Raw genomic sequence first — 21,319 nt, 5'->3', positions numbered from 1 at the left:
CTCACTGCCAATAACAAAACAGGTGAAGCGATGCTGGCGCAATTGATCGCGCTCGATTGGGGGACGACCTCATTACGTGCTTACAAACTCGCGGCGGGTGGTGTGGTGCTGGAGCAGCGCTCGCTGTCGGCCGGGATCATGCAGTTGCCGACAACCCCGCGCATCATCAACGGTCGCGAATGTGCCGACGGGTTCGAGTTGGCGTTTGACCAGGCGTGCGGCGACTGGCTCGATGCGCAGTCGGGTCTGCCGGTGATTGCCTGTGGAATGGTCGGCAGCGCTCAGGGCTGGTGCGAAGCGTCCTACCGCGATACGCCGGCCAACGTGGCCGATCTCGGAAACTCCCTACAAATCGTGCGCAGTCTTCGCGGTGTCGATGTGCATATCGTGCCGGGCGTGATTCAGCGTTCGGCGCTGCCGAATGTGATGCGCGGCGAAGAGACTCAAGTGCTTGGCGTCCTGCAGAGTCTGCCGGTCGAAGAGGGCGCCGATCTGCTGATCGGCCTGCCGGGCAGCCACTCGAAATGGGTGGAAGTTGACGACGGCTGCATCACCCGTTTCGACACCTTCATGACCGGTGAAGTGTTTGCCGTGCTCAGCGAACACAGCATTCTTGGCCGCACCCAACAGCACAGCACAACGTTCGATGCGCAGGCATTCGACCGTGGCGTGCAAGTGGCGCTGTCGGCGGACGGCGAGATCGGCGTGCTTTCGACCCTGTTCAGCGCCCGCAGTCTGGGCCTGACCGGCGAACTCAGCGCCAGTGCGCAGCCGGATTATATGTCTGGCCTGTTGATCGGCCATGAATTGGCGGCGCTTGCCGCTGTGCAACGGCGCCGACGCAACAACCCGAATCTGCCTTCGATCATCCTTATCGGCAACGCGCAATTGTGTGCCCGCTACAGCCGCGCGCTCGACGCTTGCGGCTTCGCTCGCGTGACGCTGGCCGAACAAGCCACCGAGCGTGGCTTGTGGCAACTGGCGGTCGCCGCCGGACTGATCGATTCCTCATCCCGTTAACCCTGACTGGAGGCCTGACATGCTCAAGCAAGCACTGGCGCAAAACGGTCTGATCGCGATTCTGCGCGGCCTGCATCCGCAAGAAGCCGCCGCTATCGGAGAAGTCCTTTACGCCGCCGGATTTCGCGTCATCGAAGTACCGCTCAATTCCCCCGCGCCGTACGAAAGTATCCGCATCCTGCGTAGTACCTTGCCCGCCGATTGCCTGATCGGGGCCGGCACGGTGTTGACGCCGGAACAGGTCGAACTGGTCAAGGAGGCGGGCGGTCAGGTGATCGTCATGCCGCACAGCGATGCCAAGGTATTGCGCGCGGCGAAAGCGGCGGGATTGTTTCTGTCGCCGGGTGTTGCTACGCCGACCGAAGCCTTCGCGGCGCTGGAGGAGGGCGCGGACATTCTCAAGCTGTTCCCGGCCGAGCAGATGGGCCCGGCAGTCGTCAAAGCCTGGCTGGCGGTGTTGCCCAGCGGAACGATTCTGGCGCCGGTCGGCGGCATTACCCCGGACAACATGCAGGTGTTTATCGACGCAGGCGTGAAGGGTTTCGGCCTCGGTTCCGGGCTGTTCAAACCGGGCATGAGCGTTGAGCAAGTGGCAGCCAATGCCAAGGCCTATGTCGCTGCCTGGAAAGCGCTTCGCTAAGACTTTTTGGCGCCCCGAGCGCTGCATCTACAAGAGCTGCATTACAAAAAGAGAGCAGAGATGAAAATCACCAAACTCACTACCTTCATCGTGCCGCCGCGCTGGTGCTTCCTCAAGATCGAAACCGATGAGGGCGTGACCGGTTGGGGCGAGCCTGTAGTCGAAGGCCGGGCACACACCGTGGCTGCTGCGGTTGAGGAATTGTCCGACTACCTGATCGGCAAAGACCCACGCAACATCGAGGATATCTGGACTGTGCTGTATCGCGGCGGCTTCTACCGTGGCGGCGCGATCCACATGAGCGCGCTGGCGGGTATCGATCAGGCGCTGTGGGACATCAAGGGCAAAGCGCTCGGGGTGTCGGTCAGCGATCTGCTTGGCGGTCAAGTGCGCGACAAGATTCGCGTGTATTCGTGGATCGGCGGCGACCGGCCGGCAGACACTGCGCGCGCCGCGAAAGAAGCGGTCAGCCGTGGCTTCACCGCCGTGAAAATGAACGGCACCGAAGAGCTGCAATTCCTCGATTCCTTCGACAAAGTCGATCTGGCGCTGGCCAACGTTGCGGCCGTGCGCGATGCGGTCGGGCCGAACGTCGGCATCGGCGTCGACTTCCACGGCCGGGTGCACAAACCCATGGCCAAGGTGCTGATGAAAGAGCTTGATCAGTTCAAGTTGATGTTCATTGAAGAGCCAGTGCTCAGCGAAAACTACGAAGCGCTGAAAGAACTCGCGCCGCTGACCAGCACGCCGATTGCCCTCGGCGAGCGACTGTTCTCGCGCTGGGACTTTAAACGCGTGTTGAGCGAAGGCTACGTCGACATCATTCAGCCGGACGCGTCGCACGCTGGCGGCATCACCGAAACCCGCAAGATCGCCAACATGGCCGAAGCCTACGACGTGGCGCTGGCGTTGCACTGCCCGTTGGGGCCGATTGCGCTGGCGGCGTGTTTGCAACTGGACGCGGTTTGTTACAACGCGTTTATCCAGGAACAGAGCCTGGGCATCCATTACAACGAGAGCAATGACCTGCTCGATTATGTGAAGGACCCGCGGGTGTTCGATTACGACAAGGGCTTCGTCAAAATCCCCAATGGCCCGGGGCTGGGCATCGAAATCAACGAGGAATATGTGATCGAGCGTGCGGCGGTCGGCCATCGCTGGCGCAATCCGATCTGGCGCCATGCCGATGGCAGTTTTGCCGAGTGGTGAGTTATCTCTGACTCCCCATGCACCCGACCTACGCCGCGATGCAGATCCCCGGCGGCTGGCTGGTGGATCGCGTGCCGCCACGGATTCTCTATAGCGTCGCGCTGCTGCTGGTGGGCCAGGTCGAACGCATCAAGTTGTAGTCGTGCGCATCGGGCGACCATAATGCCGCCCGTTCCCTCGCTCAACGCTAAAGGCTGGATATGCAGGAAGACGCCGCAAAAACTGCCAAGGACGCCGCGCCCACCGGCACTCAGACCCTGCTTCGCGGGCTGGGCGTGGTGCAGGCCGTCGCCAGTGGCGCCCGCGATCTCAAGGAAATCGCCCGCCTGATCGGCACCACGCGCAGCACCACGCATCGTCTGGCCAGTTGCCTGGTGGACGAGCGTTACCTGCGCGTGGTGCCGCAAGTCGGTTATCTGCTGGGGCCGAAGCTGATCGAACTGGGTTTTCAGGCGCGCGAAGAATTGCCGCTGGTGAACCTGGCCGGGCCGTATCTGGACGAGTTGTCGGCGTTGACCGGCGACACCGTGCATCTGGGCATTCGCGAAGGCGATGAGGTGTTGTACCTGCTGAAGAATCCGGGGCGCAATGGCCCGGAAATGCGCTCGCGGGTCGGCCATCGTATGCCGCTGGCGCGCACCGGTATCGGTAAGGCGTTGATGCTGGATGACACGCCGCAGGATTGGCAGCGGCTGTACGACATCAGTCTGCCGGCGGGTGGGAAAAGTCAGTTCTGGCCGCAGCATCCCCAGCAGTCGTGGGAACAGCTTGAACAGCGCATGACCGAGTACGTGGCCGGTGGCTACGCCTTCGATCTGGAAGATAACGAACCGTCGATCCGCTGCGTGGCGGCGCCGATTCGTGACGCGAGCAAGCGCATCGTTGCGGCGATCAGCATCGCCAGCACCGTGCCGTACATGCCGCTGGAAAAAATGGCCGAGCTGATTCCCCTGATCAAAGGGGTCACAGCCCGGCTGTCGGCGGAGCTTGGCTTGAAGGTCTGAGGAATCAGACTTTCAGGGTCGCCATGTCGATCACGAAGCGGTACTTCACGTCACCGGCAATCATCCGGGCGTAGGCCTCGTTGATCTGGCGGATATCGAGCATTTCGATGTCGCAGGTGATGTTGTGCTCGGCGCAGAAATCCAGCACTTCCTGGGTTTCCGCGACGCCACCGATCAACGAACCGGCGAGTACGCGACGGCCCAAGACCAGTTTGGCGGCGTGTACCGGCGGATCGATCGGCTCAATCAGGCCCACCAGAATGTGCACGCCATCGAAGCGCAGAGTGTCGAGGTACGGGTTGAGATCGTGCTGCACCGGAATGGTGTCGAGCAGGAAATCGAAGTAGCCCGCAGCGGCTTTCATCTGCTCGGCGTCGGTGGACACGATCACGTGGTCGGCACCTTGGCGACGGCCTTCTTCAGCCTTGCTCGCGGAACGGGTGAACAGCGTCACCTCGGCGCCCATGGCTTTGGCGAACTTGATGCCCATGTGGCCGAGGCCGCCCATGCCGAGAATCCCGACCTTGTCGCCAGCCTTCACACCATAGTGCTTGAGCGGCGAGTAAGTGGTGATGCCGGCGCAAAGAATCGGCGCGGCTGCCGCCAGATCGAGTTTTTCCGGGATGCGCACCACGAAGTGTTCGCTGACCACGATGCTGTCGGAATAACCGCCCATGGTGTTGCTGCCGTCGACCCGGTCCGGGGTGGCGTAAGTCATGGTCGGACCTTCGAGGCAGTATTGCTCGAGGTTGGCCTGACAGGCTTCGCAGCTGCGGCACGAGTCGACCATGCAGCCGACGCCGACCAGATCGCCTACCTTATGTTTGGTGACATTCGTACCGATGGCGGTAACTTTTCCGACAATCTCGTGACCGGGCATCAACGGGTAAACCGCGATGCCCCATTCGTTGCGTGCCTGGTGGATGTCGGAGTGGCAGACGCCGCAGTACATGATTTCGATGGCGACGTCGTCGGCGCGCGGGCTGCGGCGTTCGAATTTCATCGGGGCGAGGGGAGTGGTGGCCGATTGAGCGGCGTATCCGATAGCGGTGTACATGGTGAACCTCGCAAAAGCAGTGACAGGTGAGGCGGTGCATTTTGGGCGTCGTGCGCGCGTGCGGCCATGACGATTCCTCCGGGTCTCATGCCTAATCCTCCGGCGTGCGGGTTTGCACCGTCGCATTGGCAGAAGGATCTGCGATGATGCTTTCGTGCCTTTTTCCGTAACTTTTTTGTGAAGACCTTTGATGCAGCTAACCCGTCACCTTGATGCCAATGCCACGCTGGTTTCGTTGATCGAACCGCTGGCTCTGCGCGATGGTTACAGTCCGACCGGACTGCCGGGCGTGCAAGTGTTGCGCGCCAGCAGCGACGTCGCGCGTGGCCCGCATATGTACGAGCCGAGCCTGATGATTGTCGCGCAGGGCAGCAAACTCGCGTATCTGGGGCCGCGCACCATGGAATATGGCGCCGGACATTACTTGATCCAGGCGCTGCCGGTGCCGTTCGAATGCGAAACCTTTGCCTTGCCGGATGCGCCATTGTTCGCCGTTTCCGTGGCGATTGATCGGGTGTTGCTCGGTGAGTTGGTATTGGCCATGGGCCTGGCGCCGGGGCGGCATATTCCGGCGCAGACACCGGAGTCGATGACCTCGGTGGTGCTCGACGATGATATGCGCGGTTGCGTCGAGCGGTTGTTGCGCTGTCTGCACGATCCGCTGGAATGCCAGATTCTCGGGCCGGCGCGGGTGCGTGAATTGTTGTTCGTCGCATTGCGCGGGCCGCAGGCGGATGTGTTACGTGCCTTGGTCGAGCAGCAGGGCCAGTTCGCGCGGGTGGCGGCCTCGATCAGCCATCTGCATGCGCATTACACCGAGCCGTTGAATGTCGAGACGCTGGCCAGTTGCGCGAACATGAGCGTTTCGACCTTTCATGAGCATTTCAAGCGCAGTACTTTGTTGTCGCCGGTGCAGTATCTGAAGCGCTTGCGCTTGCTCAAGGCGCAAACGCTGCTGGTCGCAGAAGGACTGGGTGTGGCGCAGGTGGCGCATCGGGTCGGGTATCAGAGCACGTCGCAGTTCAGTCGCGAGTACAAGCGCTACTTTGAGCGTAGCCCGGGAGATGAGCGCGCGGCCTGATCTGCCAGCTCCCACAGGGATTGAGGTGATGTACCGAATCGCGGGCAACAAAAAGGCCCCCATTTCGGGAGCCTTGATGGTCAACGGTTCAACTTACATATTCGGGTAAGTCGGGCCGCCAGCGCCTTCCGGTGTAACCCAGGTGATGTTCTGCGAAGGGTCCTTGATGTCACAGGTCTTGCAGTGCACGCAGTTCTGGGCGTTGATCTGGAAGCGCTTCTCGCCGTCTTCCTTGGTGATCACTTCATACACGCCGGCCGGGCAGTAGCGCTGCGCTGGTTCGTCGTATAGCGGCAGGTTTTTGCTGATCGGGATGCTCGGGTCGGTCAGCTTCAGGTGGCACGGCTGTTCTTCTTCATGGTTGGTACCGGAGATGAACACCGAGCTGAGTTTGTCGAAGCTGAGCTTGCCGTCGGGTTTCGGGTAGTCGATCTTCTTGCAGTCGGCCGCGAGCTTGAGGCAGGCGTAATCCGGCTTGGTGTCATGCAGGGTGAACGGCAGTTTGCCGCCGAAGATGTTCTGATCCAGCCAGTTGAAACCGCCGCCGACGATCGCGCCGAACTTGTGGATCGCCGGGCCGAAGTTGCGGCTGGCGAACAGTTCGTCGTAGAGCCAGCTCTTCTTGAAGGCATCGACGTAAGTGGTCAGCTCTTCAGTACCATCCTTCTCGGCGAACAGCGCTTCAGCCACCGATTCAGCAGCGAGCATGCCCGACTTCATCGCGGTGTGGCTGCCTTTGATCTTGGCGAAGTTCAGGGTGCCGAGGTCGCAACCGATCAGCGCGCCGCCCTTGAACACCATCTTCGGCAGCGAGTTCAGGCCACCCTTGCAGATGGCGCGCGCGCCGTAGCTGATGCGCTTGCCGCCTTCCAGATATTGCTTGAGCACCGGGTGGTGCTTGAGGCGCTGGAATTCGTCGAACGGCGACAGGTAGGTGTTGCTGTAGGACAGATCGACGATCAGACCGACCACCACCTGATTGTTTTCCAGGTGATAAAGGAACGAGCCGCCGGTGTTCTCGGTGCCCATGATGTCCAGCGGCCAACCGGCGGTGTGCACCACCAGGCCCGGCTGGTGTTTGGCCGGGTCGATTTCCCAGATTTCTTTCAGGCCGATGCCGTAGTGCTGGGCGTCGGCCTCGCTGTCGAGGTTGAAGCGCTTGATCAGTTGCTTGCCGATGTGGCCACGGCAGCCTTCGGCGAACAGCGTGTACTTGCCACGCAGCTCCATGCCCGGGGTGTACAGGCCTTCTTTCGGATGACCTTCGCGATCGACACCGAGGTCGCCGGTGATGATCCCGCGCACGATGCCGTTTTCGTCGATCAGCGCTTCCTGAGCGGCGAAGCCCGGGTAGATTTCCACGCCGAGGTTTTCGGCCTGCTGAGCCAGCCAGCGGCACAGGTTGCCGAGGGAAATAATGTAGTTGCCTTCGTTGTGCATGGTCTTGGGCACAAAGAGGTCAGGGATTTTCTGCGCGCTTTCGGCGTTTTTCAGCACGAAAATGTCATCGCGGGTGACTGGCGTGTTCAGCGGCGCGCCGAGTTCTTTCCAGTCCGGGAACAGTTCGTTCAGGGCCCGTGGTTCGAATACCGCGCCAGACAGAATGTGTGCGCCGACTTCGGAGCCTTTTTCGACCACGCAGACGCTGATTTCCTTACCGGCTTCGGCGGCCTTCTGCTTCAGACGGCAGGCGGCGGACAGGCCAGCGGGGCCGGCACCGACGATGACCACGTCGAATTCCATAAATTCGCGTTCCACAGGCTATCTCCTACTCAAGGCTCAACAGTTTTTTTTCTAATTTGGAGGTTTGATGTCGCATCCTTTATTGCCTTTACGTTAACGTCAAAGGGAATATAGGAGAAACCACCGTTCTCTCTAGGCGGCGCATTATATCTACACCACTCCTAGCGTCCAATACAAACGTTTGTTTGAATTGCCTCCAGCCCAGAGAAATCAAAGAAGCGCGGCTTATGACAGGGCATTTTGGCGTATTGACCAGAATGGGCGTTCCGGTCAAGATACGGTCGGTTTTGCGTTCGCCGTAGGCTGAATGGTGGTTTCAAGAGCACCTCTAAAGACAGGGCGCAGGCGGTACCCGGTGATGCGTAGCGCAAGTCTGGCGCGCAGTTTACACACCGCAAAGATGCATGACTTGTCGGTCACCACTGACGAACGGTCACACTCCTTTGCGACGTGAGATCACCCTGTACACAAGCCGGCGTTTTTAGAGGTGCCCTTGTGCCCGATGAGCATCAACCGCCAGGTTCGCCTAGGCGACTTCTTTTCACCGGAGAGTAACGAGGAATCCATGAAGGTTCTTGTAGCTGTCAAACGTGTTGTGGATTACAACGTCAAGGTTCGCGTCAAGGCGGACAATTCCGGCGTAGACCTCGCCAACGTCAAGATGTCGATGAACCCGTTCTGCGAAATCGCAGTGGAAGAAGCCGTACGCCTGAAAGAGAAAGGTGTTGCGACTGAAATCGTCGTCGTCTCCATCGGCCCGACCACCGCTCAGGAGCAGCTGCGTACCGCACTGGCTCTGGGTGCCGACCGCGCCATCCTCGTCGAATCCGCCGAAGAGCTGACTTCGCTGGCCGTGGCCAAGCTGCTCAAGGCCGTTGTCGACAAGGAACAGCCTCAGTTGGTGATCCTTGGCAAACAAGCCATCGACAGCGACAACAACCAGACCGGCCAGATGCTCGCTGCACTGAGCGGCTACGGTCAGGGTACGTTCGCTTCGAAAGTCGAAGTTTCCGGCGACAGCGTTGCCGTGACTCGCGAAATCGACGGCGGCGCGCAGACAGTCTCCCTGAAACTGCCGGCCATCGTCACCACCGACCTGCGTTTGAACGAGCCGCGCTATGCGTCCCTGCCAAACATCATGAAAGCCAAGAAGAAGCCTCTCGAAGTGCTGACTCCGGACGCTTTGGGCGTTTCCACCGCCTCCACCAACAAGACCCTGAAAGTCGAAGCGCCGGCTGCACGCAGCGCAGGTATCAAGGTCAAGTCGGTGGCTGAACTGGTCGAGAAACTGAAAAACGAAGCGAAGGTAATCTGATCATGACTATCTTGGTAATCGCTGAACACGACAACAAAGTGCTGGCTCCGGCCACGCTGAACACCGTGGCTGCTGCTGCCAAAATCGGCGGCGACATCCACGTTCTGGTTGCAGGTCTTGGCGCTGGCGCCGTGGCTGAAGCCGCTGCGAAAATCGCTGGTGTGAGCAAAGTCCTCAACGCTGACAATGCCGCTTACGCGCATCAGCTGCCGGAAAACGTTGCTCCATTGGTTGCAGAATTGGGCGCTGGCTACAGCCACATCCTGGCTGCCGCCACGTCCAACGGCAAAAACATCCTGCCGCGCGTTGCCGCTCAGCTGGACGTTGACCAGATCTCCGAGATCATCTCGGTAGAAAGCGCCGACACCTTCAAACGTCCGATCTACGCCGGTAACGCGATTGCCACCGTGCAATCGACCGCCGCCGTGAAAGTGATCACCGTGCGTGCCACCGGTTTCGACCCGGTTGCTGCTGAAGGTGGTTCGGCTGCTGTTGAAGCCGTTGGCGCGGCACACGACGCGGCCACTTCGAGCTTCGTTGGCGAAGAACTGGCCAAGTCTGATCGTCCAGAGCTGACCGCTGCCAAGATCGTCGTTTCCGGCGGTCGCGGCATGCAGAACGGCGACAACTTCAAGCACCTGTACGCTCTGGCCGACAAGCTGGGCGCTGCTGTTGGCGCCTCGCGCGCTGCGGTCGATGCAGGTTTCGTACCGAACGATATGCAGGTCGGTCAGACCGGCAAAATCGTTGCGCCACAGCTGTACATCGCCGTCGGTATCTCCGGCGCGATCCAGCATCTGGCCGGCATGAAAGACTCCAAAGTGATCGTAGCGATCAACAAGGACGAAGAAGCGCCGATCTTCCAGGTAGCCGATTACGGTCTGGTAGCTGATCTGTTCGAAGCAATCCCCGAGTTCGAGAAGCTGGTCTAAACCAGCGGCTTAAACTATAAAGAGCCCGGCCTTTTGGTCGGGCTTTTTTTTGTCTCGGATTTGAGTGGGAGCGTTTTGCCATGGATCTGCGCTGCGGATTGTTGTTCGGATTGGCCCTGTTGCCAGGTTTGGCCACGGCCGCAGGCAAGTGCGAGCGGCTGATCGTCACCGGCAGCCCGGATGCACCGCCGTATTTGTGGCAGGACCCGCAGAATCCCAAACAGTTGATCGGTGCCAGCGCTGATCTGTTGCAGCAAGTGGCCAAGGATCTGGGGATCAAAGTCGAATTGCTCTACGCCGGCAAACGCGCGCAGGCGCTGGATGAAGTGCGCAGCGGACGCATGGACATGCTGGCCGACGCGTCACTGACCCTCAATGAGCTGGAAAACCTCGACTACATCCATCCGCCACTGCTGGAAAACGACTATCTGGTGTGGACGCGCAAAGGCTCGACGCTGGTCTACAGCGCAGCGCAGGATCTGCATGGTCATAGCGGTGCGGTGTCGGAAAAGTCTCGAATGACCCAGGGATTTGGCACTTTCGCCGAGCAGCAATTGACCCTCACGCGGACAGCAAACCTCACTCAGGCCCTGCAGAAACTTCTGTTGGGCGAGGTGGAATATGTACTCGCTGGCCGCTACTCAGGCATGGCCGCCGCGCAGGCATTGGGCATGGCCAACGACTTGCTGGCCTTCGAACAACCGGTCGACCGGCCCGGCCTGTTTCTCGCGCTTTCGCATAACTCGGCCTGCAACGACCCGTGGTTGCGCGGACAGCTGGCCAAAAAGATGACAGAATTGCCCGCGTCCGGACTGACGGAAGCCGCGCTGCAACGCAATATCGAGCGCTGGAAGGCGCAGCAGCAACAGCCGCAACAACCCGTCAGTGCCCCAAAACAGTAGGGATTCTTAGTGAGTAATCGACTTCTTTTCGCGGCCCTGGCCGTTCTGGTTCTGGCCGGTTGCGCCAGCGATCCGGCACCCAATGAACAAATGCGCCTGACCGAACAGGCCCTCGAACAAGCCAAAGCTGTCGGCGCCACCGCTGACGAAGTGCCGGAAATGAAACTGGCCGAAGACAAGTTCAACCGGGCCAAAGGCAGCATGGCCGGCGAATCCTTCAAGAACGCGCGCATGCGCCTTGAGCAGGCCGAGCTGGATGCACGTCTGGCCGAAGCCAAAGTCCTGACCCAGAAAAGTGAAGCGCAACTGAACGTACTCAACACCCGCATCGTCCGCCTGCGCAAGCAACTGGGAGATGCCCAATGAGCCTCCAATCCAGAATCCTTGGCGGCGTGATCCTCACCGGTTGCGTCGGCCTGTTCGGCTGCGCCGGTCAGCACAGCGAATCTGCCTTGCAAGAGGCGAGTGCCGACTTCCAGAAGGTCAAGGAAGATTCCAACGTGCTGCGTATCGCGCCGAAAGACGTGATCCGCGCGGGTGAATCCCTGGCACGAGCCGATCGTTTGTCCACCTACTGGGGCAGCGGTTCGGACGTGGTGCATTACTCCTACTTGAGCCAGCGCTACAGCGCGATTGCCCGCGAGCACACCAATCAAGTGCTCAACGAGGAGCGCGCGGCGAAACTGGAACTCGAGCGTCAACGCCTGCAACTGGCCTTGCGCGAATCCAAGCTGCTCAGCGTGCAGCAGCAGGGCAAGTGGCTGGAAGAGCAGATCGTTGCACTGGCCACCACCCAGACTGATCGCGGCCTAGTGATGACCCTTGGCGACGTGTTGTTCGACACCGGCGAAGCCGAGCTGAAAAACTCCGCGAACCGTGTGGTGCTGAAGATTGTGCAATTCCTGCAACTCAACCCTAAACGCGTGGTGCGCATCGAAGGCTATGCCGACAGCACCGGCGGCAAGCAGGAAAATCTCAAACTGTCGCGCGATCGTGCGCAGTCGGTGGCTGATGTGCTGACTGACCTGGGTATCGACGAAAAACGCATTCAGGTCGAAGGCTATGGCGATGAATACCCGGTAGACGCCAATGCTTCCGAACGTGGGCGTGCGCAGAACCGTCGAGTGGAAATTGTGTTCTCCGACGAAAAAGGCCAGCTCGGCGCCGCCCGCTAAGGGCTGCGTCTCTGGAAAGCCCGGGCTGTCATGCAGTGCCGGGCTTTTTTACGTCTGTCGATTGACCCGCAAAAACAGTACAGCTGTGGCTGACACTGCACTGTATGGTCGAGTATTGTGGCAACTGTCCCAGTACACTTCTAAACTGTTCCGGTATTGTTTCACACAAGAATAAAATGCCCGTGAAATCGAGTGCTGCGTCATGACCAATCTCTTGCTCTACCAACGTATTGCTCAGCAACTGGCCGAGGACATCCGCCGTGGTGTCTATCAACCGGGGGAGCGCGTGCCTTCGGTGCGCAAGATGAGTTCGCAGCTCAACGTCAGCCATGCGACGGTGTTGCAGGCTTACGCCAATCTCGAGGATCAGGGCCTGATTCGCGCGCGGCCGCAGTCCGGCTATTACGTGCACCAAACGCCTGCGCTGACCGCACCGACCCCGGACATCGCCCGCGTGGAACGGCCCGGTCTGGTTACGCGCAGCAGCATCATTCAGCAAGTGTTGGTCGAATCGCGCCGCGAAGGCGTGTTTCCGCTGGGTGCAGCGGTGCCGAGTGTCGATTACCTGCCCGTGCGCGCGCTGCATCAGCAACTGGCCAAGGTCACCCGGTTTCACAGTCCCCGCGCATTCAGCTACATGTTCAGCCCCGGTTTCGAACCGCTGCGCCGGCAAGTGGCGATCCGCATGCGCGATGCCGGCGTGGTGGTCGATCCGTCGGAAGTGGTGATCACTCACGGTTGTGTCGATGCGTTGCAAATGTCGTTGCGCGTACTCACGCGGCCGGGTGATCTGATCGCCGCCGAATCGCCGACCTATTACGGCTTGCTGCAACTGGCCGATCTGCTTGGCCTGAAAGTCATCGAAATCCCTAGCGATCCCGCCACCGGCATGAGCCTCGAAGCCCTGCAACTGGCGGCCAACCAATGGTCGATCAAGGCACTGGTGCTGACCACCCGCCTGAGCAATCCGCTCGGCGGCACCATGCCCGAGGAGCGCCAGAAACAGCTGCTGCGGCTGGCCTCGGATTTCGATATTCAGATTGTCGAAGACGACATTTACGGCGAATTGATGTTCGAGCAGGGCCGCACCAAAGCGCTCAAGGCCTACGACCGGCTCGACCGGGTGATCTACTGCTCGAGCTTTTCCAAGACCCTGTCGCCGGGCGTGCGTATCGGCTGGATGCTCGCCGGCAAGTACCAGCAGGAAATTCAGCGCTTGCAGACCTTCAGCACGCACTCCGCGTGCAGCGTCACGCAGATGGCCATTGCCGCGTATCTGGAAAACGGCGGCTATGACCGGCATTTACGGTACATCCGCCAGGAATACCGAAAAAATCTCAGCGCATTCCAGCTGGCGGTTCAGCAGTACTTCCCCGAAGGTACACAGATGACCCGGCCCACTGGCGGCTTCATTCTGTGGGTGAGCTTGCCGGGGCGGGTCAACACCCAGGAACTGCACGTGCGCGCCCTGCAACAAGGCATCAGCATTGCGCCGGGGCTGATCTTCAGTAACACCGAGCAATTCAATCACTGCATCCGTTTGAACTGCGGAATCCCGTGGAATCGCGAGGCAGAGCGGGCGCTGATGACCCTCGGCATGTTGGCCACCCAACTCTGCCAGGAGACGGCCAGCGGTTTCTGAACACAAGGCAGAGCTTGTCATGTGCCGTCCAAAAGGCGAGCATATGGCCCTCTGCCGTTAGCCGCGTTGGGTTCATGAAAGCGATTTTTCCTGCCGCCTGGGTTGTGATCTGCCTGTTGATGATGGGCCAAGTGCCCGGTGTCATGGCGGCTTCCGTTCAGGAAAAGACCCCGACAGCCACAACGGCGAAAAAACCGGTAGCCAGCAAAAAAGCTGCTCCAGCGAAGAAACGGGCATCGATCGCCTCGAAGTCCAAGTCCGCCAAACAAATCGCCAAAACTCCATTGCCGCCGGCCAGGCTCGACTTGAGCCTGCCCAAGGAACTGGTTCAGGAATTGAAACCGCCGGGCACGGTGATCATGCCCAAGCGCGAGCCGATCCTGCCGCAGATGTTCGGTGACAAGAACACCGGATTCCAGCTCAACGGCCGTCTGCTCAGCAACGAAATGCAGTTGCAACTGCGCAACGAGGAGCGTCGCGAAGTTGAAGGCGCGGCGCTGGATTTCGAGTTCAAACAGTAAATTCCTGCGATCCGAGACCCGCGGGCCAGACACTTTGTCGGAGACTGGTCAGTCACATTGGTTTAAGCGCAAAAACCCCGCCTGAAGCAATTTGAAACAACCGTCTTAGCGGTTACTCTGTGCCGCGTCCCTTTCACACATCACCCGCCGCGAGGAACTCGCCGAAATGAAATGCCGCGAAGGCTGTGGCGCATGCTGCATTGCCCCTTCCATCAGTTCACCAATCCCCGGTATGCCCGAGGGCAAACCGGCGGGCGAACGTTGTGTGCAGCTTTCGGTCGAAAACCTGTGCAACATTTTCGGTCGGGCCGAGCGTCCGGCCGTCTGTTCCGGATTCAAGGCGGATGTCGAAGTCTGTGGCAGCAGCCAGCAAGACGCGATCAGATTGATCGGCTGGTGGGAAGAAATGACGGCGGCGTGATGAGTCGAACGAACGGAACTTCAACAATAAGGAATAAGACTATGGGTTCGCTGCATCGTATTGCTGTGTTGGTTGGTTTGACTGCTGTATTGGCCACCTCGGCCGCGCAGGCTGAAGACTGGAAAGTCGCCAAGAACGAAGACGGGATCAAGGTTTCCCTGAGCGAAATTCCGGGTTCGGATTACAAGTCGTATCAGGGCGTTGCCATGATGAAGACCACTGTCGCCAAACTGCGTGCATTGCAGGAAGACGTTGCTGGCGCCTGTGCCTGGATTCACGAGTGCAAATCGCAGAAGTTGCTCAAGCATGAAGGCGATCAGAGCTGGACTTACAGTCAGTTCAACACGCCATGGCCGGTTACACCGCGCGATTCCGTGATCCACGTCACCACGGTCGAAGGCGCCGATGGCAGCTTGACGCGCAATCTCGAAGGCGTGCCGAAATACTTACCTGAAGAAAAGGGTTTCGTGCGAGTTACTCAGGTCAAAGGCTTCTGGAAGTTCGTGCCAATAGGTGATCAGGTTGAAGTCACCTATCAAGTGCACACCGAGCCAGGTGGCAGCGTGCCGTCGATGATCGCCAACAAGTTCGTGGTCGATGCACCGTTCAAAACCCTGCAAGCTTTGAAAGAACGCGCCGAGAAGTAATCGTCTGGTTCATTGCGCAAACGCCCCGATTGATTCGGGGCGTTTTGTTTTGTGGGTAAATTGTGTTTCCGGATATGCGTTGCACGAAATTTTCACAAAGCCTCCAAGACAATCCGCCCGCGCTGTTTGCACCTGTCCCGCTAATGCATGGCCTGGATGAAACAGTCGAGCGCCGAGACAGTAATCAATGGCATTGGCGCGATTGATCGTGCAACATTTGCGCACCGCGCAAGCCCCGGGGCCTGGATTGGCCAACAGAGGGCAAAGCGCCGCTGTATTTTTGCAACTTAAACTTCCAATGGGTCCTAAAACGACATGGCAAACCCGGACGCCCTGAATCAGCAGCGATCTTCCAGTCGCCTGCTGCAACCGACCGTCAAATCGCATCTGGCCTACACACTGTTGTGTGCGCTGGTCATGATGGTGATGTTTTCCGTGCTGCGCCTCGCGCTGCTGGTCTACAACCGCGAGATGATCCTCGATACCCCGGCCTCGACGTTCCTCGAAGCCTTCTTCAACGGCCTGCGTTTCGACCTGCGCCTGGTGGTTTACCTGTGCATTCCGCTGGTGCTGGCACTGTTCAGCGCCCGCGCAATGGCTGCGCGCGGTTTCTTCCGTCTGTGGCTGACCATTGCTTCGAGCATCGCGCTGTTCCTCGGCCTGATGGAGATGGACTTCTACCGCGAGTTTCACCAGCGCCTCAACGGCCTGGTGTTCCAGTACGTGAGGGAAGACCCGAAAACCGTCATGAGCATGCTCTGGTACGGTTTCCCGGTGGTGCGTTACCTGCTGGCCTGGGCTGTTGGCACGCTGATCCTCACCCTTGCATTCAAAGGCGCCGACCGCGCGACCCGTCCACGCGGCCCGTTCAGCGGCGGCAGCGTTGGCACGCGGCAGATTGCTCCGTGGTATGCACGTGCGGCAGTGTTCGTGGTTTGCCTGCTGATCTGTGTGGTTGCCGCGCGTGGCACCCTGCGTCAAGGCCCGCCACTGCGTTGGGGTGACGTCTACACCACCGATTCGAACTTCGCCAACCAGCTCGGCCTCAACGGTACGCTGTCGCTGATCGCCGCCGCCAAGAGCCGGTTGGGCGAGGATCGCGACAACATCTGGAAAGCCACCATCGAGCAACCCGTGGCGCAGCAGACCGTGCGTGACATGCTGCTGACCCCGAGCGACAAACTGGTCGATGCCGAGACTGCCGCCGTTCGCCGTAACTACACGCCGAATGCCGACAAAACCCTGCCGATCAAGAACGTCGTAGTGATCCTGATGGAAAGCTTCGCCGGTCACTCGGTTGGCGCGCTCGGTCGTCCGGGCAACATCACGCCGTACTTCGACCAATTGTCCAAAGAAGGCCTGTTGTTCGATCGCTTCTTCTCCAACGGCACGCACACCCACCAGGGCATGTTCGCCACGATGGCATGCTTCCCCAATCTGCCGGGCTTCGAATACCTGATGCAGACCCCGGAAGGCAGCCACAAACTGTCCGGCCTGCCGCAGTTGCTCAGCGCGCGTGACTACGACGACGTGTATGTCTACAACGGCGATTTCGCCTGGGACAACCAGTCGGGTTTCTTCAGCAACCAGGGCATGACCAACTTCATCGGGCGCAACGATTTCGTTAACCCGGTGTTCTCCGACCCGACGTGGGGTGTGTCCGATCAGGACATGTTCGACCGTGGTCTGGAAGAGTTGAAAGCGCGTGATGGCAAGGACAAGAAACCGTTCTATGCCTTGCTGCAAACCCTGTCCAACCACACGCCGTACGCACTGCCGACGCCTTTGCCGGTCGAGCGCGTGACCGACCGTGGCAGCCTCAACGAACACTTGACCGCCATGCGCTACTCCGACTGGGCACTCGGTCAGTTCTTCGAGAAGGCCCGCAAGGAGCCGTACTTCAAGGAAACCCTGTTCGTTGTTGTCGGCGACCATGGTTTTGGCAACGAGCAGCAGATCACCGAAATGGACCTTGGTCGCTTCAACGTGCCGATGCTGCTGATCGGGCCAGGCGTGCAGGAGAAATTCGGTCAGCGTGACCATACGGTGGGCACCCAGATCGACATCGTGCCGACGATCATGGGTCGCATCGGTGGCGAAGTCCTGCATCAGTGCTGGGGTCGTGACCTGCTGAACCTGCCGGAAGGCGACAAGGGTTTCGGCGTGATCAAACCGTCCGGCAGCGACCAGACCGTGGCGTTGCTCACCGCTGACCGTGTGCTGGTACTGCCCAAGGAAATGCCGCCGAAACTCTACCGTTACGAACTCGGCGCCAATCCGAAAGGCGAAGTGATCCCGGCATCGGAAGATGAAGCTGCCCTGAAGCAGAAACTCGAGTCGTTCATTCAGACTGCGACCAAAAGCCTGATCGACAACACCGCTGGTGTAGTTGATGGCAAGCCGGACTGATTAGTCCGCGCAATAAAAAAGAGGCCCTTTTTCAAGGGCCTCTTTTTTTGCCTGTCAGATCGTTATATCCGACCGAGTAACAGCAGCACCAACAGTACTACCAATACCACGCCGATGATGCCCGACGGACCATAACCCCAACTTCTGGAGTGCGGGAAGACCGGCAGACCACCGATCAGCAACAGGATCAGGATGATGATTAGAATTGTGCCCATGGCGATTTTCCTTGTTTATAGCGTTCGAGAAGTCTTGATGTTCTAGAGGCAGCTGGATGTGAACTAGATCCAGCGGGCTTACAAATTCCGACCGGTGCCAGTGAAAGAAAATTCAATGTTTTTTTAATGTATTTGGAACGCAGGCTTATTTCGTTTCGGCGAAAAAGAGCGCCCCGGTTTTTCCGCACCATTCAGCAACTTGATGAAGCGTGGTCCAGCGCATGTCCTTCGCTACACTGCGGGCAACTTCTCCAGAACAACAAGGCTGTCCGCTATGCAAAATCGCATGATGATCACTGGTGCAGGCTCAGGCCTGGGTCGCGAAATCGCGCTGCGCTGGGCGCGTGAAGGCTGGCGGCTGGCCTTGTCCGATGTCAGCGAAGCCGGTTTGCAGGAAACCCTGAAACTGGTGCGCGAGGCCGGTGGTGACGGCTTCACTCAGCGCTGCGATGTGCGCGATTACAGCCAGCTCACCGCATTCGCTCAATCGTGTGAAGAGAAACTTGGCGGCATCGACATCATCGTCAATAACGCCGGTGTGGCCTCGGGCGGTTTCTTCAGCGAGTTGTCGCTGGAGGACTGGGACTGGCAGATCGCGATCAACCTGATGGGCGTAGTCAAGGGCTGCAAGGCGTTCCTGCCGCTGCTCGAGCAAAGCAAGGGCAAGATCATCAACATCGCCTCGATGGCCGCGCTGATGCAGGGGCCGGCGATGAGTAACTACAACGTGGCCAAGGCCGGCGTAGTTGCATTGTCCGAGAGCCTGTTGATCGAACTGGCGCAGCAGGAAGTCGCGGTACATGTGGTCTGCCCGTCATTCTTCCAGACCAACTTGCTCGACTCGTTCCGCGGCCCGACCCCGGGGATGAAAGCCCAGGTCGGCAAGTTGCTGGAAAGCTCACCGATCACTGCTGCGGACATTGCCGACTACATCTACCAGCAAGTAGCCGCTGGCGAGTTCATGATCCTGCCCCACGAACAAGGACGTATGGCCTGGGCGATCAAACAGAAAAATCCACAACTGCTCTACAACGAAATGATTTCCATGGCCGAGAAAATGCGCGCCAAGGCCAAGCACAGCCACAGCTGAACTTGCTCTGCTGTAGTTGCATCGTCAGGATGGCCGCAACGGTCACCCTGACGAGACGTGTACATGCTTAATTACTTATGGTTTTTCCTCGCCGCGCTGTTTGAAATCGCCGGTTGCTTTGCGTTCTGGATGTGGTTGCGTCAAGGCAAAAGTGCCTTGTGGGTGATCCCGGCACTACTCAGCCTGACGTTGTTTGCGCTGCTGCTGACCCGGGTTGAAGCGACCTACGCCGGGCGTGCCTATGCCGCCTACGGTGGCATCTACATCATTGCTTCGATTGGCTGGCTGGCGGTGGTCGAGCGTATTCGTCCGCTGGGTTCGGACTGGATCGGCGTGGCGTTGTGCGTGATCGGCGCCAGTGTGATTCTGTTCGGGCCGAAGTTTTCCGCCAGCTGACTCGCGGGAAAATTTACCGGGCTTGCAGGAAACGTCTGAAGGCTATCGCGCGAGCCTGTGTAGGGCATGACTGATTTGCCCGCAGCGCATTGTAGAGCGGCCGCAAGCCGCGCATCTTCAAGGCTGGCAAACCTTGAAGGACGATCCCCATGCTTGTACTCAGTCGGGTTGTAGGCGAACTGATTTCCATCGGCGACAACATCACTCTGCGCGTGCTCGCGGTCAACGGCTCCAGTGTGCGCTTCGGTGTCGAAGCGCCGCAGCACGTCAACGTGCACCGCGCCGAAGTCTATGACCGCATCCAGCGCAAAAACGCAGCCAGCGCCAAAAGCAGCTGACAGTTTCAGTCGAACAGATGCTTGGGCACGTCGTGCTTGAGCATCAATTGGCACTGCTCGCTTTCGGGGTCGAATACGATCAGTGCCTGGCCTTTGCTCAATGCCTGACGCACCCGCAGCACGCGGGTTTCCAGCGAGGTGTCGTCACCGTTGTCGGTACCGTCGCGGGTGACGAAATCCTCGATCAGACGGGTCAGGGTGTCGACTTCAAGTTGGTCGTGGGGAATGAGCATGGGCACCTCGGTCAAATCAATCTCGCGATGCTACGGCGAATGATCGCCGAGGGCCAGACTCAACTGTCCGAGCGTTGCCCGACCAGGCTGTCCACCGGCGGCACGCGGGTATCGCTTTCCATCTGCGTGTCGTGCTCGATCTGGTGACTGAAGCGGTCCAGTGAGGCATTCGCCGGTTGGGCATCGCTGGCGAATACCGGCGGGCTGAGGATGTACGCGCCCAACAGGCGACTCAGCGCCGCGAGACTGTCGATGTGCGTGCGCTCATAGCCGTGAGTCGCGTCACAGCCGAAGGCGAGCAGGGCAGTGCGAATGTCGTGGCCGGCGGTCACCGCCGAGTGCGCATCGCTGAAGTAGTAGCGGAACAGGTCGCGGCGCACCGGCAGCTCATGTTCACCGGCCAGGCGCAGCAAGTGTCGCGACAGGTGATAGTCATAAGGCCCGCCCGAATCCTGCATCGCCACACTCACTGCGTGTTCGCTGGAGTGTTGACCCGGTGCGACCGGTGCGATGTCGATGCCGACGAATTCGCTGACATCCCACGGCAATGCCGCCGCCGCGCCGCTGCCGGTTTCTTCGGTGATGGTGAACAGCGGATGGCAATCGATCATCAATTCCTGACCACTGTCGACAATCGCTTTCAACGCCGCCAGCAGCGCGGCAACCCCGGCCTTGTCATCCAGATGGCGGGCGCTGATGTGGCCGTTTTCGGTGAACTCCGGCAGTGGATCGAATGCCACCACGTCGCCGACGTTGATGCCCATCGACTCGCAATCGGCCTTGGTCGCGCAATAAGCATCCAGGCGCAGTTCGACGTGATCCCAGCTGATCGGCATTTCATCGACAGCGGTGTTGAACGCATGCCCGGATGCCATCAACGGCAACACGCTGCCGCGAATCACACCGTTGTCGGTAAACAGGCTGACGCGGCTGCCCTCGGCGAAACGGCTCGACCAGCAGCCGACCGGGGCGAGGGTCAGGCGACCGTTGTCCTTGATCGCCCGCACGGCGGCGCCAATGGTATCCAAATGCGCAGACACTGCGCGGTCAGGGCTGTTCTTGCGGCCCTTGAGCGTGGCGCGAATGGTCCCGCGTCGAGTCATTTCGAACGGAATGCCGAGTTCTTCAAGACGCTCGGCGACGTAGCGCACGATGGTGTCGGTGAAACCGGTGGGGCTGGGAATGGCGAGCATTTCCAGCAGGACTTTTTGCAGGTAGACCAGATCCGGTTCGGGAATTTGGGTGGTCATGGAAACTCCTGATGGGTTGGGCACATCGATGGTTTCGATGAGGAGGGAGGACTTGTGGCGTCTGTCAGGGCCTCATCGC

At 59.5% G+C, this 21,319-nt stretch carries 24 protein-coding genes; 19 read left to right on the top strand and 5 right to left on the bottom strand.

Features of this window, described 5'->3' with window-relative positions:
• The first annotated feature begins 30 nt into the window (after positions 1-30).
• Genes ACOI8A_RS05795 through ACOI8A_RS05775 form a run of 5 tightly spaced genes read left to right on the top strand, consistent with a single transcriptional unit; the run spans position 31 to position 3,873 of the window.
• Positions 31-1,020, top strand: a complete 990-nt coding sequence (locus ACOI8A_RS05795) for a 2-dehydro-3-deoxygalactonokinase (protein WP_420646551.1) — start codon at positions 31-33, stop codon at positions 1,018-1,020.
• A gap of 19 nt (positions 1,021-1,039) precedes the next feature.
• Positions 1,040-1,660, top strand: a complete 621-nt coding sequence (locus tag ACOI8A_RS05790) for a 2-dehydro-3-deoxy-6-phosphogalactonate aldolase (RefSeq protein WP_420646552.1) — start codon at positions 1,040-1,042, stop codon at positions 1,658-1,660.
• A 60-nt stretch (positions 1,661-1,720) separates the two neighbouring features.
• Positions 1,721-2,869: a galactonate dehydratase gene (gene dgoD / locus ACOI8A_RS05785; RefSeq protein ID WP_420646553.1), complete on the top strand. Its 1,149-nt coding sequence runs from the start codon at positions 1,721-1,723 to the stop codon at positions 2,867-2,869.
• A 17-nt stretch (positions 2,870-2,886) separates the two neighbouring features.
• Positions 2,887-3,009, top strand: coding sequence for a hypothetical protein (locus ACOI8A_RS05780; protein ID WP_420646690.1), 123 nt, complete (start codon positions 2,887-2,889; stop codon positions 3,007-3,009).
• Between the two features lie 60 nt (positions 3,010-3,069).
• Entirely contained in the window at positions 3,070-3,873 is an 804-nt protein-coding gene (locus ACOI8A_RS05775) for an IclR family transcriptional regulator (protein WP_420646554.1), read from the top strand.
• 4 nt (positions 3,874-3,877) lie between these two features.
• Here the strand turns inward: ACOI8A_RS05775 and ACOI8A_RS05770 are convergent, their stop codons facing one another.
• Positions 3,878-4,930 carry an NAD(P)-dependent alcohol dehydrogenase gene (locus tag ACOI8A_RS05770; RefSeq protein WP_420646555.1) on the bottom strand — a complete coding sequence of 351 codons (1,053 nt, stop codon included), beginning with the start codon at positions 4,928-4,930 and terminating at the stop codon, positions 3,878-3,880.
• Positions 4,931-5,120: 190 nt separating this feature from the next.
• Between ACOI8A_RS05770 and ACOI8A_RS05765 the strand changes: the two genes are divergently transcribed.
• Positions 5,121-6,011 (top strand): AraC family transcriptional regulator N-terminal domain-containing protein, encoded by an 891-nt coding sequence (locus ACOI8A_RS05765; protein WP_420646556.1) that lies wholly within the window; start codon positions 5,121-5,123, stop codon positions 6,009-6,011.
• Positions 6,012-6,104: 93 nt separating this feature from the next.
• Here the strand turns inward: ACOI8A_RS05765 and ACOI8A_RS05760 are convergent, their stop codons facing one another.
• Positions 6,105-7,769 carry an electron transfer flavoprotein-ubiquinone oxidoreductase gene (locus ACOI8A_RS05760; protein ID WP_420646557.1) on the bottom strand — a complete coding sequence of 555 codons (1,665 nt, stop codon included), beginning with the start codon at positions 7,767-7,769 and terminating at the stop codon, positions 6,105-6,107.
• Between the two features lie 550 nt (positions 7,770-8,319).
• Here ACOI8A_RS05760 and ACOI8A_RS05755 point away from each other — a divergent pair.
• From ACOI8A_RS05755 to ACOI8A_RS05710, 10 genes are all read left to right on the top strand, one after another.
• The gene (locus ACOI8A_RS05755; RefSeq protein WP_024776877.1) at positions 8,320-9,069 is read left to right on the top strand and encodes an electron transfer flavoprotein subunit beta/FixA family protein; all 750 of its coding nucleotides are present in this window, start codon (positions 8,320-8,322) and stop codon (positions 9,067-9,069) included.
• A 2-nt stretch (positions 9,070-9,071) separates the two neighbouring features.
• Positions 9,072-10,001: an electron transfer flavoprotein subunit alpha/FixB family protein gene (locus tag ACOI8A_RS05750; RefSeq protein ID WP_420646558.1), complete on the top strand. Its 930-nt coding sequence runs from the start codon at positions 9,072-9,074 to the stop codon at positions 9,999-10,001.
• An 80-nt stretch (positions 10,002-10,081) separates the two neighbouring features.
• The gene (locus ACOI8A_RS05745; RefSeq protein WP_420646559.1) at positions 10,082-10,903 is read left to right on the top strand and encodes a substrate-binding periplasmic protein; all 822 of its coding nucleotides are present in this window, start codon (positions 10,082-10,084) and stop codon (positions 10,901-10,903) included.
• 9 nt (positions 10,904-10,912) lie between these two features.
• Positions 10,913-11,269: a DUF4398 domain-containing protein gene (locus tag ACOI8A_RS05740; RefSeq protein WP_420646560.1), complete on the top strand. Its 357-nt coding sequence runs from the start codon at positions 10,913-10,915 to the stop codon at positions 11,267-11,269.
• Complete coding sequence (locus ACOI8A_RS05735; RefSeq protein ID WP_420646561.1) at positions 11,266-12,078, top strand: OmpA family protein; 813 nt, start codon at positions 11,266-11,268, stop codon at positions 12,076-12,078. The genes ACOI8A_RS05740 and ACOI8A_RS05735 overlap by 4 nt, the downstream gene beginning before the upstream one ends.
• A gap of 202 nt (positions 12,079-12,280) precedes the next feature.
• Positions 12,281-13,720, top strand: a complete 1,440-nt coding sequence (locus ACOI8A_RS05730; protein WP_420646562.1) for a PLP-dependent aminotransferase family protein — start codon at positions 12,281-12,283, stop codon at positions 13,718-13,720.
• 74 nt (positions 13,721-13,794) lie between these two features.
• Positions 13,795-14,241 (top strand): translation initiation factor 2, encoded by a 447-nt coding sequence (locus tag ACOI8A_RS05725; RefSeq protein ID WP_420646563.1) that lies wholly within the window; start codon positions 13,795-13,797, stop codon positions 14,239-14,241.
• 166 nt (positions 14,242-14,407) lie between these two features.
• Positions 14,408-14,662 carry a YkgJ family cysteine cluster protein gene (locus ACOI8A_RS05720; protein ID WP_420646564.1) on the top strand — a complete coding sequence of 85 codons (255 nt, stop codon included), beginning with the start codon at positions 14,408-14,410 and terminating at the stop codon, positions 14,660-14,662.
• A 41-nt stretch (positions 14,663-14,703) separates the two neighbouring features.
• Positions 14,704-15,309 carry an START domain-containing protein gene (locus ACOI8A_RS05715; RefSeq protein WP_420646565.1) on the top strand — a complete coding sequence of 202 codons (606 nt, stop codon included), beginning with the start codon at positions 14,704-14,706 and terminating at the stop codon, positions 15,307-15,309.
• A gap of 315 nt (positions 15,310-15,624) precedes the next feature.
• Positions 15,625-17,718, top strand: coding sequence for an LTA synthase family protein (locus tag ACOI8A_RS05710; protein WP_420646566.1), 2,094 nt, complete (start codon positions 15,625-15,627; stop codon positions 17,716-17,718).
• 62 nt (positions 17,719-17,780) lie between these two features.
• Here ACOI8A_RS05710 and ACOI8A_RS05705 read toward each other — a convergent pair whose 3' ends face one another.
• Positions 17,781-17,939, bottom strand: a complete 159-nt coding sequence (locus ACOI8A_RS05705; protein ID WP_191626519.1) for a DUF3309 family protein — start codon at positions 17,937-17,939, stop codon at positions 17,781-17,783.
• A 268-nt stretch (positions 17,940-18,207) separates the two neighbouring features.
• Between ACOI8A_RS05705 and ACOI8A_RS05700 the strand changes: the two genes are divergently transcribed.
• The 3 genes from ACOI8A_RS05700 to csrA all read left to right on the top strand — a co-directional run bounded on the left by ACOI8A_RS05700 (position 18,208) and on the right by csrA (position 19,757).
• Positions 18,208-19,023, top strand: coding sequence for an SDR family oxidoreductase (locus ACOI8A_RS05700; RefSeq protein ID WP_420646567.1), 816 nt, complete (start codon positions 18,208-18,210; stop codon positions 19,021-19,023).
• Between the two features lie 63 nt (positions 19,024-19,086).
• Positions 19,087-19,419, top strand: a complete 333-nt coding sequence (locus ACOI8A_RS05695; RefSeq protein ID WP_420646568.1) for a YnfA family protein — start codon at positions 19,087-19,089, stop codon at positions 19,417-19,419.
• 149 nt (positions 19,420-19,568) lie between these two features.
• The gene (gene csrA, locus ACOI8A_RS05690) at positions 19,569-19,757 is read left to right on the top strand and encodes a carbon storage regulator CsrA (RefSeq protein ID WP_420646569.1); all 189 of its coding nucleotides are present in this window, start codon (positions 19,569-19,571) and stop codon (positions 19,755-19,757) included.
• Positions 19,758-19,762: 5 nt separating this feature from the next.
• On the opposite strand, the gene ACOI8A_RS05685 is transcribed toward csrA, so the two are convergent.
• Together ACOI8A_RS05685 and ACOI8A_RS05680 are read right to left on the bottom strand one after the other, a co-directional pair.
• Positions 19,763-19,990, bottom strand: a complete 228-nt coding sequence (locus ACOI8A_RS05685; RefSeq protein WP_420646570.1) for a YheU family protein — start codon at positions 19,988-19,990, stop codon at positions 19,763-19,765.
• Positions 19,991-20,049: 59 nt separating this feature from the next.
• On the bottom strand, positions 20,050-21,240 hold the full coding sequence (locus ACOI8A_RS05680) for an osmoprotectant NAGGN system M42 family peptidase (protein ID WP_420646571.1): 1,191 nt from the start codon (positions 21,238-21,240) through the stop codon (positions 20,050-20,052).
• Positions 21,241-21,319 lie beyond the last annotated feature (79 nt).

Origin of the sequence: Pseudomonas sp. P4795, from assembly GCF_048822895.1 — a bacterium.
GTDB lineage: Bacteria > Pseudomonadota > Gammaproteobacteria > Pseudomonadales > Pseudomonadaceae > Aquipseudomonas.
The sequence above is the reverse complement of the archived record's forward strand: the minus strand, read 5'-3'. Positions and strand labels throughout refer to the sequence as shown.

Bases quoted from the DNA above. Each gene is read 5' to 3' on its own strand.
- ACOI8A_RS05795 (WP_420646551.1), top strand. From the start codon at position 31: ATGCTGGCGCAATTGATCGCGCTCGATTGGGGGACGACCTCATTACGT.
- ACOI8A_RS05790 (WP_420646552.1), top strand. From the start codon at position 1,040: ATGCTCAAGCAAGCACTGGCGCAAAACGGTCTGATCGCGATTCTGCGC.
- dgoD (WP_420646553.1), top strand. From the start codon at position 1,721: ATGAAAATCACCAAACTCACTACCTTCATCGTGCCGCCGCGCTGGTGC.
- ACOI8A_RS05780 (WP_420646690.1), top strand. From the start codon at position 2,887: ATGCACCCGACCTACGCCGCGATGCAGATCCCCGGCGGCTGGCTGGTG.
- ACOI8A_RS05775 (WP_420646554.1), top strand. From the start codon at position 3,070: ATGCAGGAAGACGCCGCAAAAACTGCCAAGGACGCCGCGCCCACCGGC.
- ACOI8A_RS05770 (WP_420646555.1), bottom strand. From the start codon at position 4,930: ATGTACACCGCTATCGGATACGCCGCTCAATCGGCCACCACTCCCCTC.
- ACOI8A_RS05765 (WP_420646556.1), top strand. From the start codon at position 5,121: ATGCAGCTAACCCGTCACCTTGATGCCAATGCCACGCTGGTTTCGTTG.
- ACOI8A_RS05755 (WP_024776877.1), top strand. From the start codon at position 8,320: ATGAAGGTTCTTGTAGCTGTCAAACGTGTTGTGGATTACAACGTCAAG.
- ACOI8A_RS05750 (WP_420646558.1), top strand. From the start codon at position 9,072: ATGACTATCTTGGTAATCGCTGAACACGACAACAAAGTGCTGGCTCCG.
- ACOI8A_RS05745 (WP_420646559.1), top strand. From the start codon at position 10,082: ATGGATCTGCGCTGCGGATTGTTGTTCGGATTGGCCCTGTTGCCAGGT.
- ACOI8A_RS05735 (WP_420646561.1), top strand. From the start codon at position 11,266: ATGAGCCTCCAATCCAGAATCCTTGGCGGCGTGATCCTCACCGGTTGC.
- ACOI8A_RS05730 (WP_420646562.1), top strand. From the start codon at position 12,281: ATGACCAATCTCTTGCTCTACCAACGTATTGCTCAGCAACTGGCCGAG.
- ACOI8A_RS05725 (WP_420646563.1), top strand. From the start codon at position 13,795: ATGAAAGCGATTTTTCCTGCCGCCTGGGTTGTGATCTGCCTGTTGATG.
- ACOI8A_RS05720 (WP_420646564.1), top strand. From the start codon at position 14,408: ATGAAATGCCGCGAAGGCTGTGGCGCATGCTGCATTGCCCCTTCCATC.
- ACOI8A_RS05715 (WP_420646565.1), top strand. From the start codon at position 14,704: ATGGGTTCGCTGCATCGTATTGCTGTGTTGGTTGGTTTGACTGCTGTA.
- ACOI8A_RS05710 (WP_420646566.1), top strand. From the start codon at position 15,625: ATGGCAAACCCGGACGCCCTGAATCAGCAGCGATCTTCCAGTCGCCTG.
- ACOI8A_RS05700 (WP_420646567.1), top strand. From the start codon at position 18,208: ATGCAAAATCGCATGATGATCACTGGTGCAGGCTCAGGCCTGGGTCGC.
- ACOI8A_RS05695 (WP_420646568.1), top strand. From the start codon at position 19,087: ATGCTTAATTACTTATGGTTTTTCCTCGCCGCGCTGTTTGAAATCGCC.
- csrA (WP_420646569.1), top strand. From the start codon at position 19,569: ATGCTTGTACTCAGTCGGGTTGTAGGCGAACTGATTTCCATCGGCGAC.
- ACOI8A_RS05685 (WP_420646570.1), bottom strand. From the start codon at position 19,990: ATGCTCATTCCCCACGACCAACTTGAAGTCGACACCCTGACCCGTCTG.
- ACOI8A_RS05680 (WP_420646571.1), bottom strand. From the start codon at position 21,240: ATGACCACCCAAATTCCCGAACCGGATCTGGTCTACCTGCAAAAAGTC.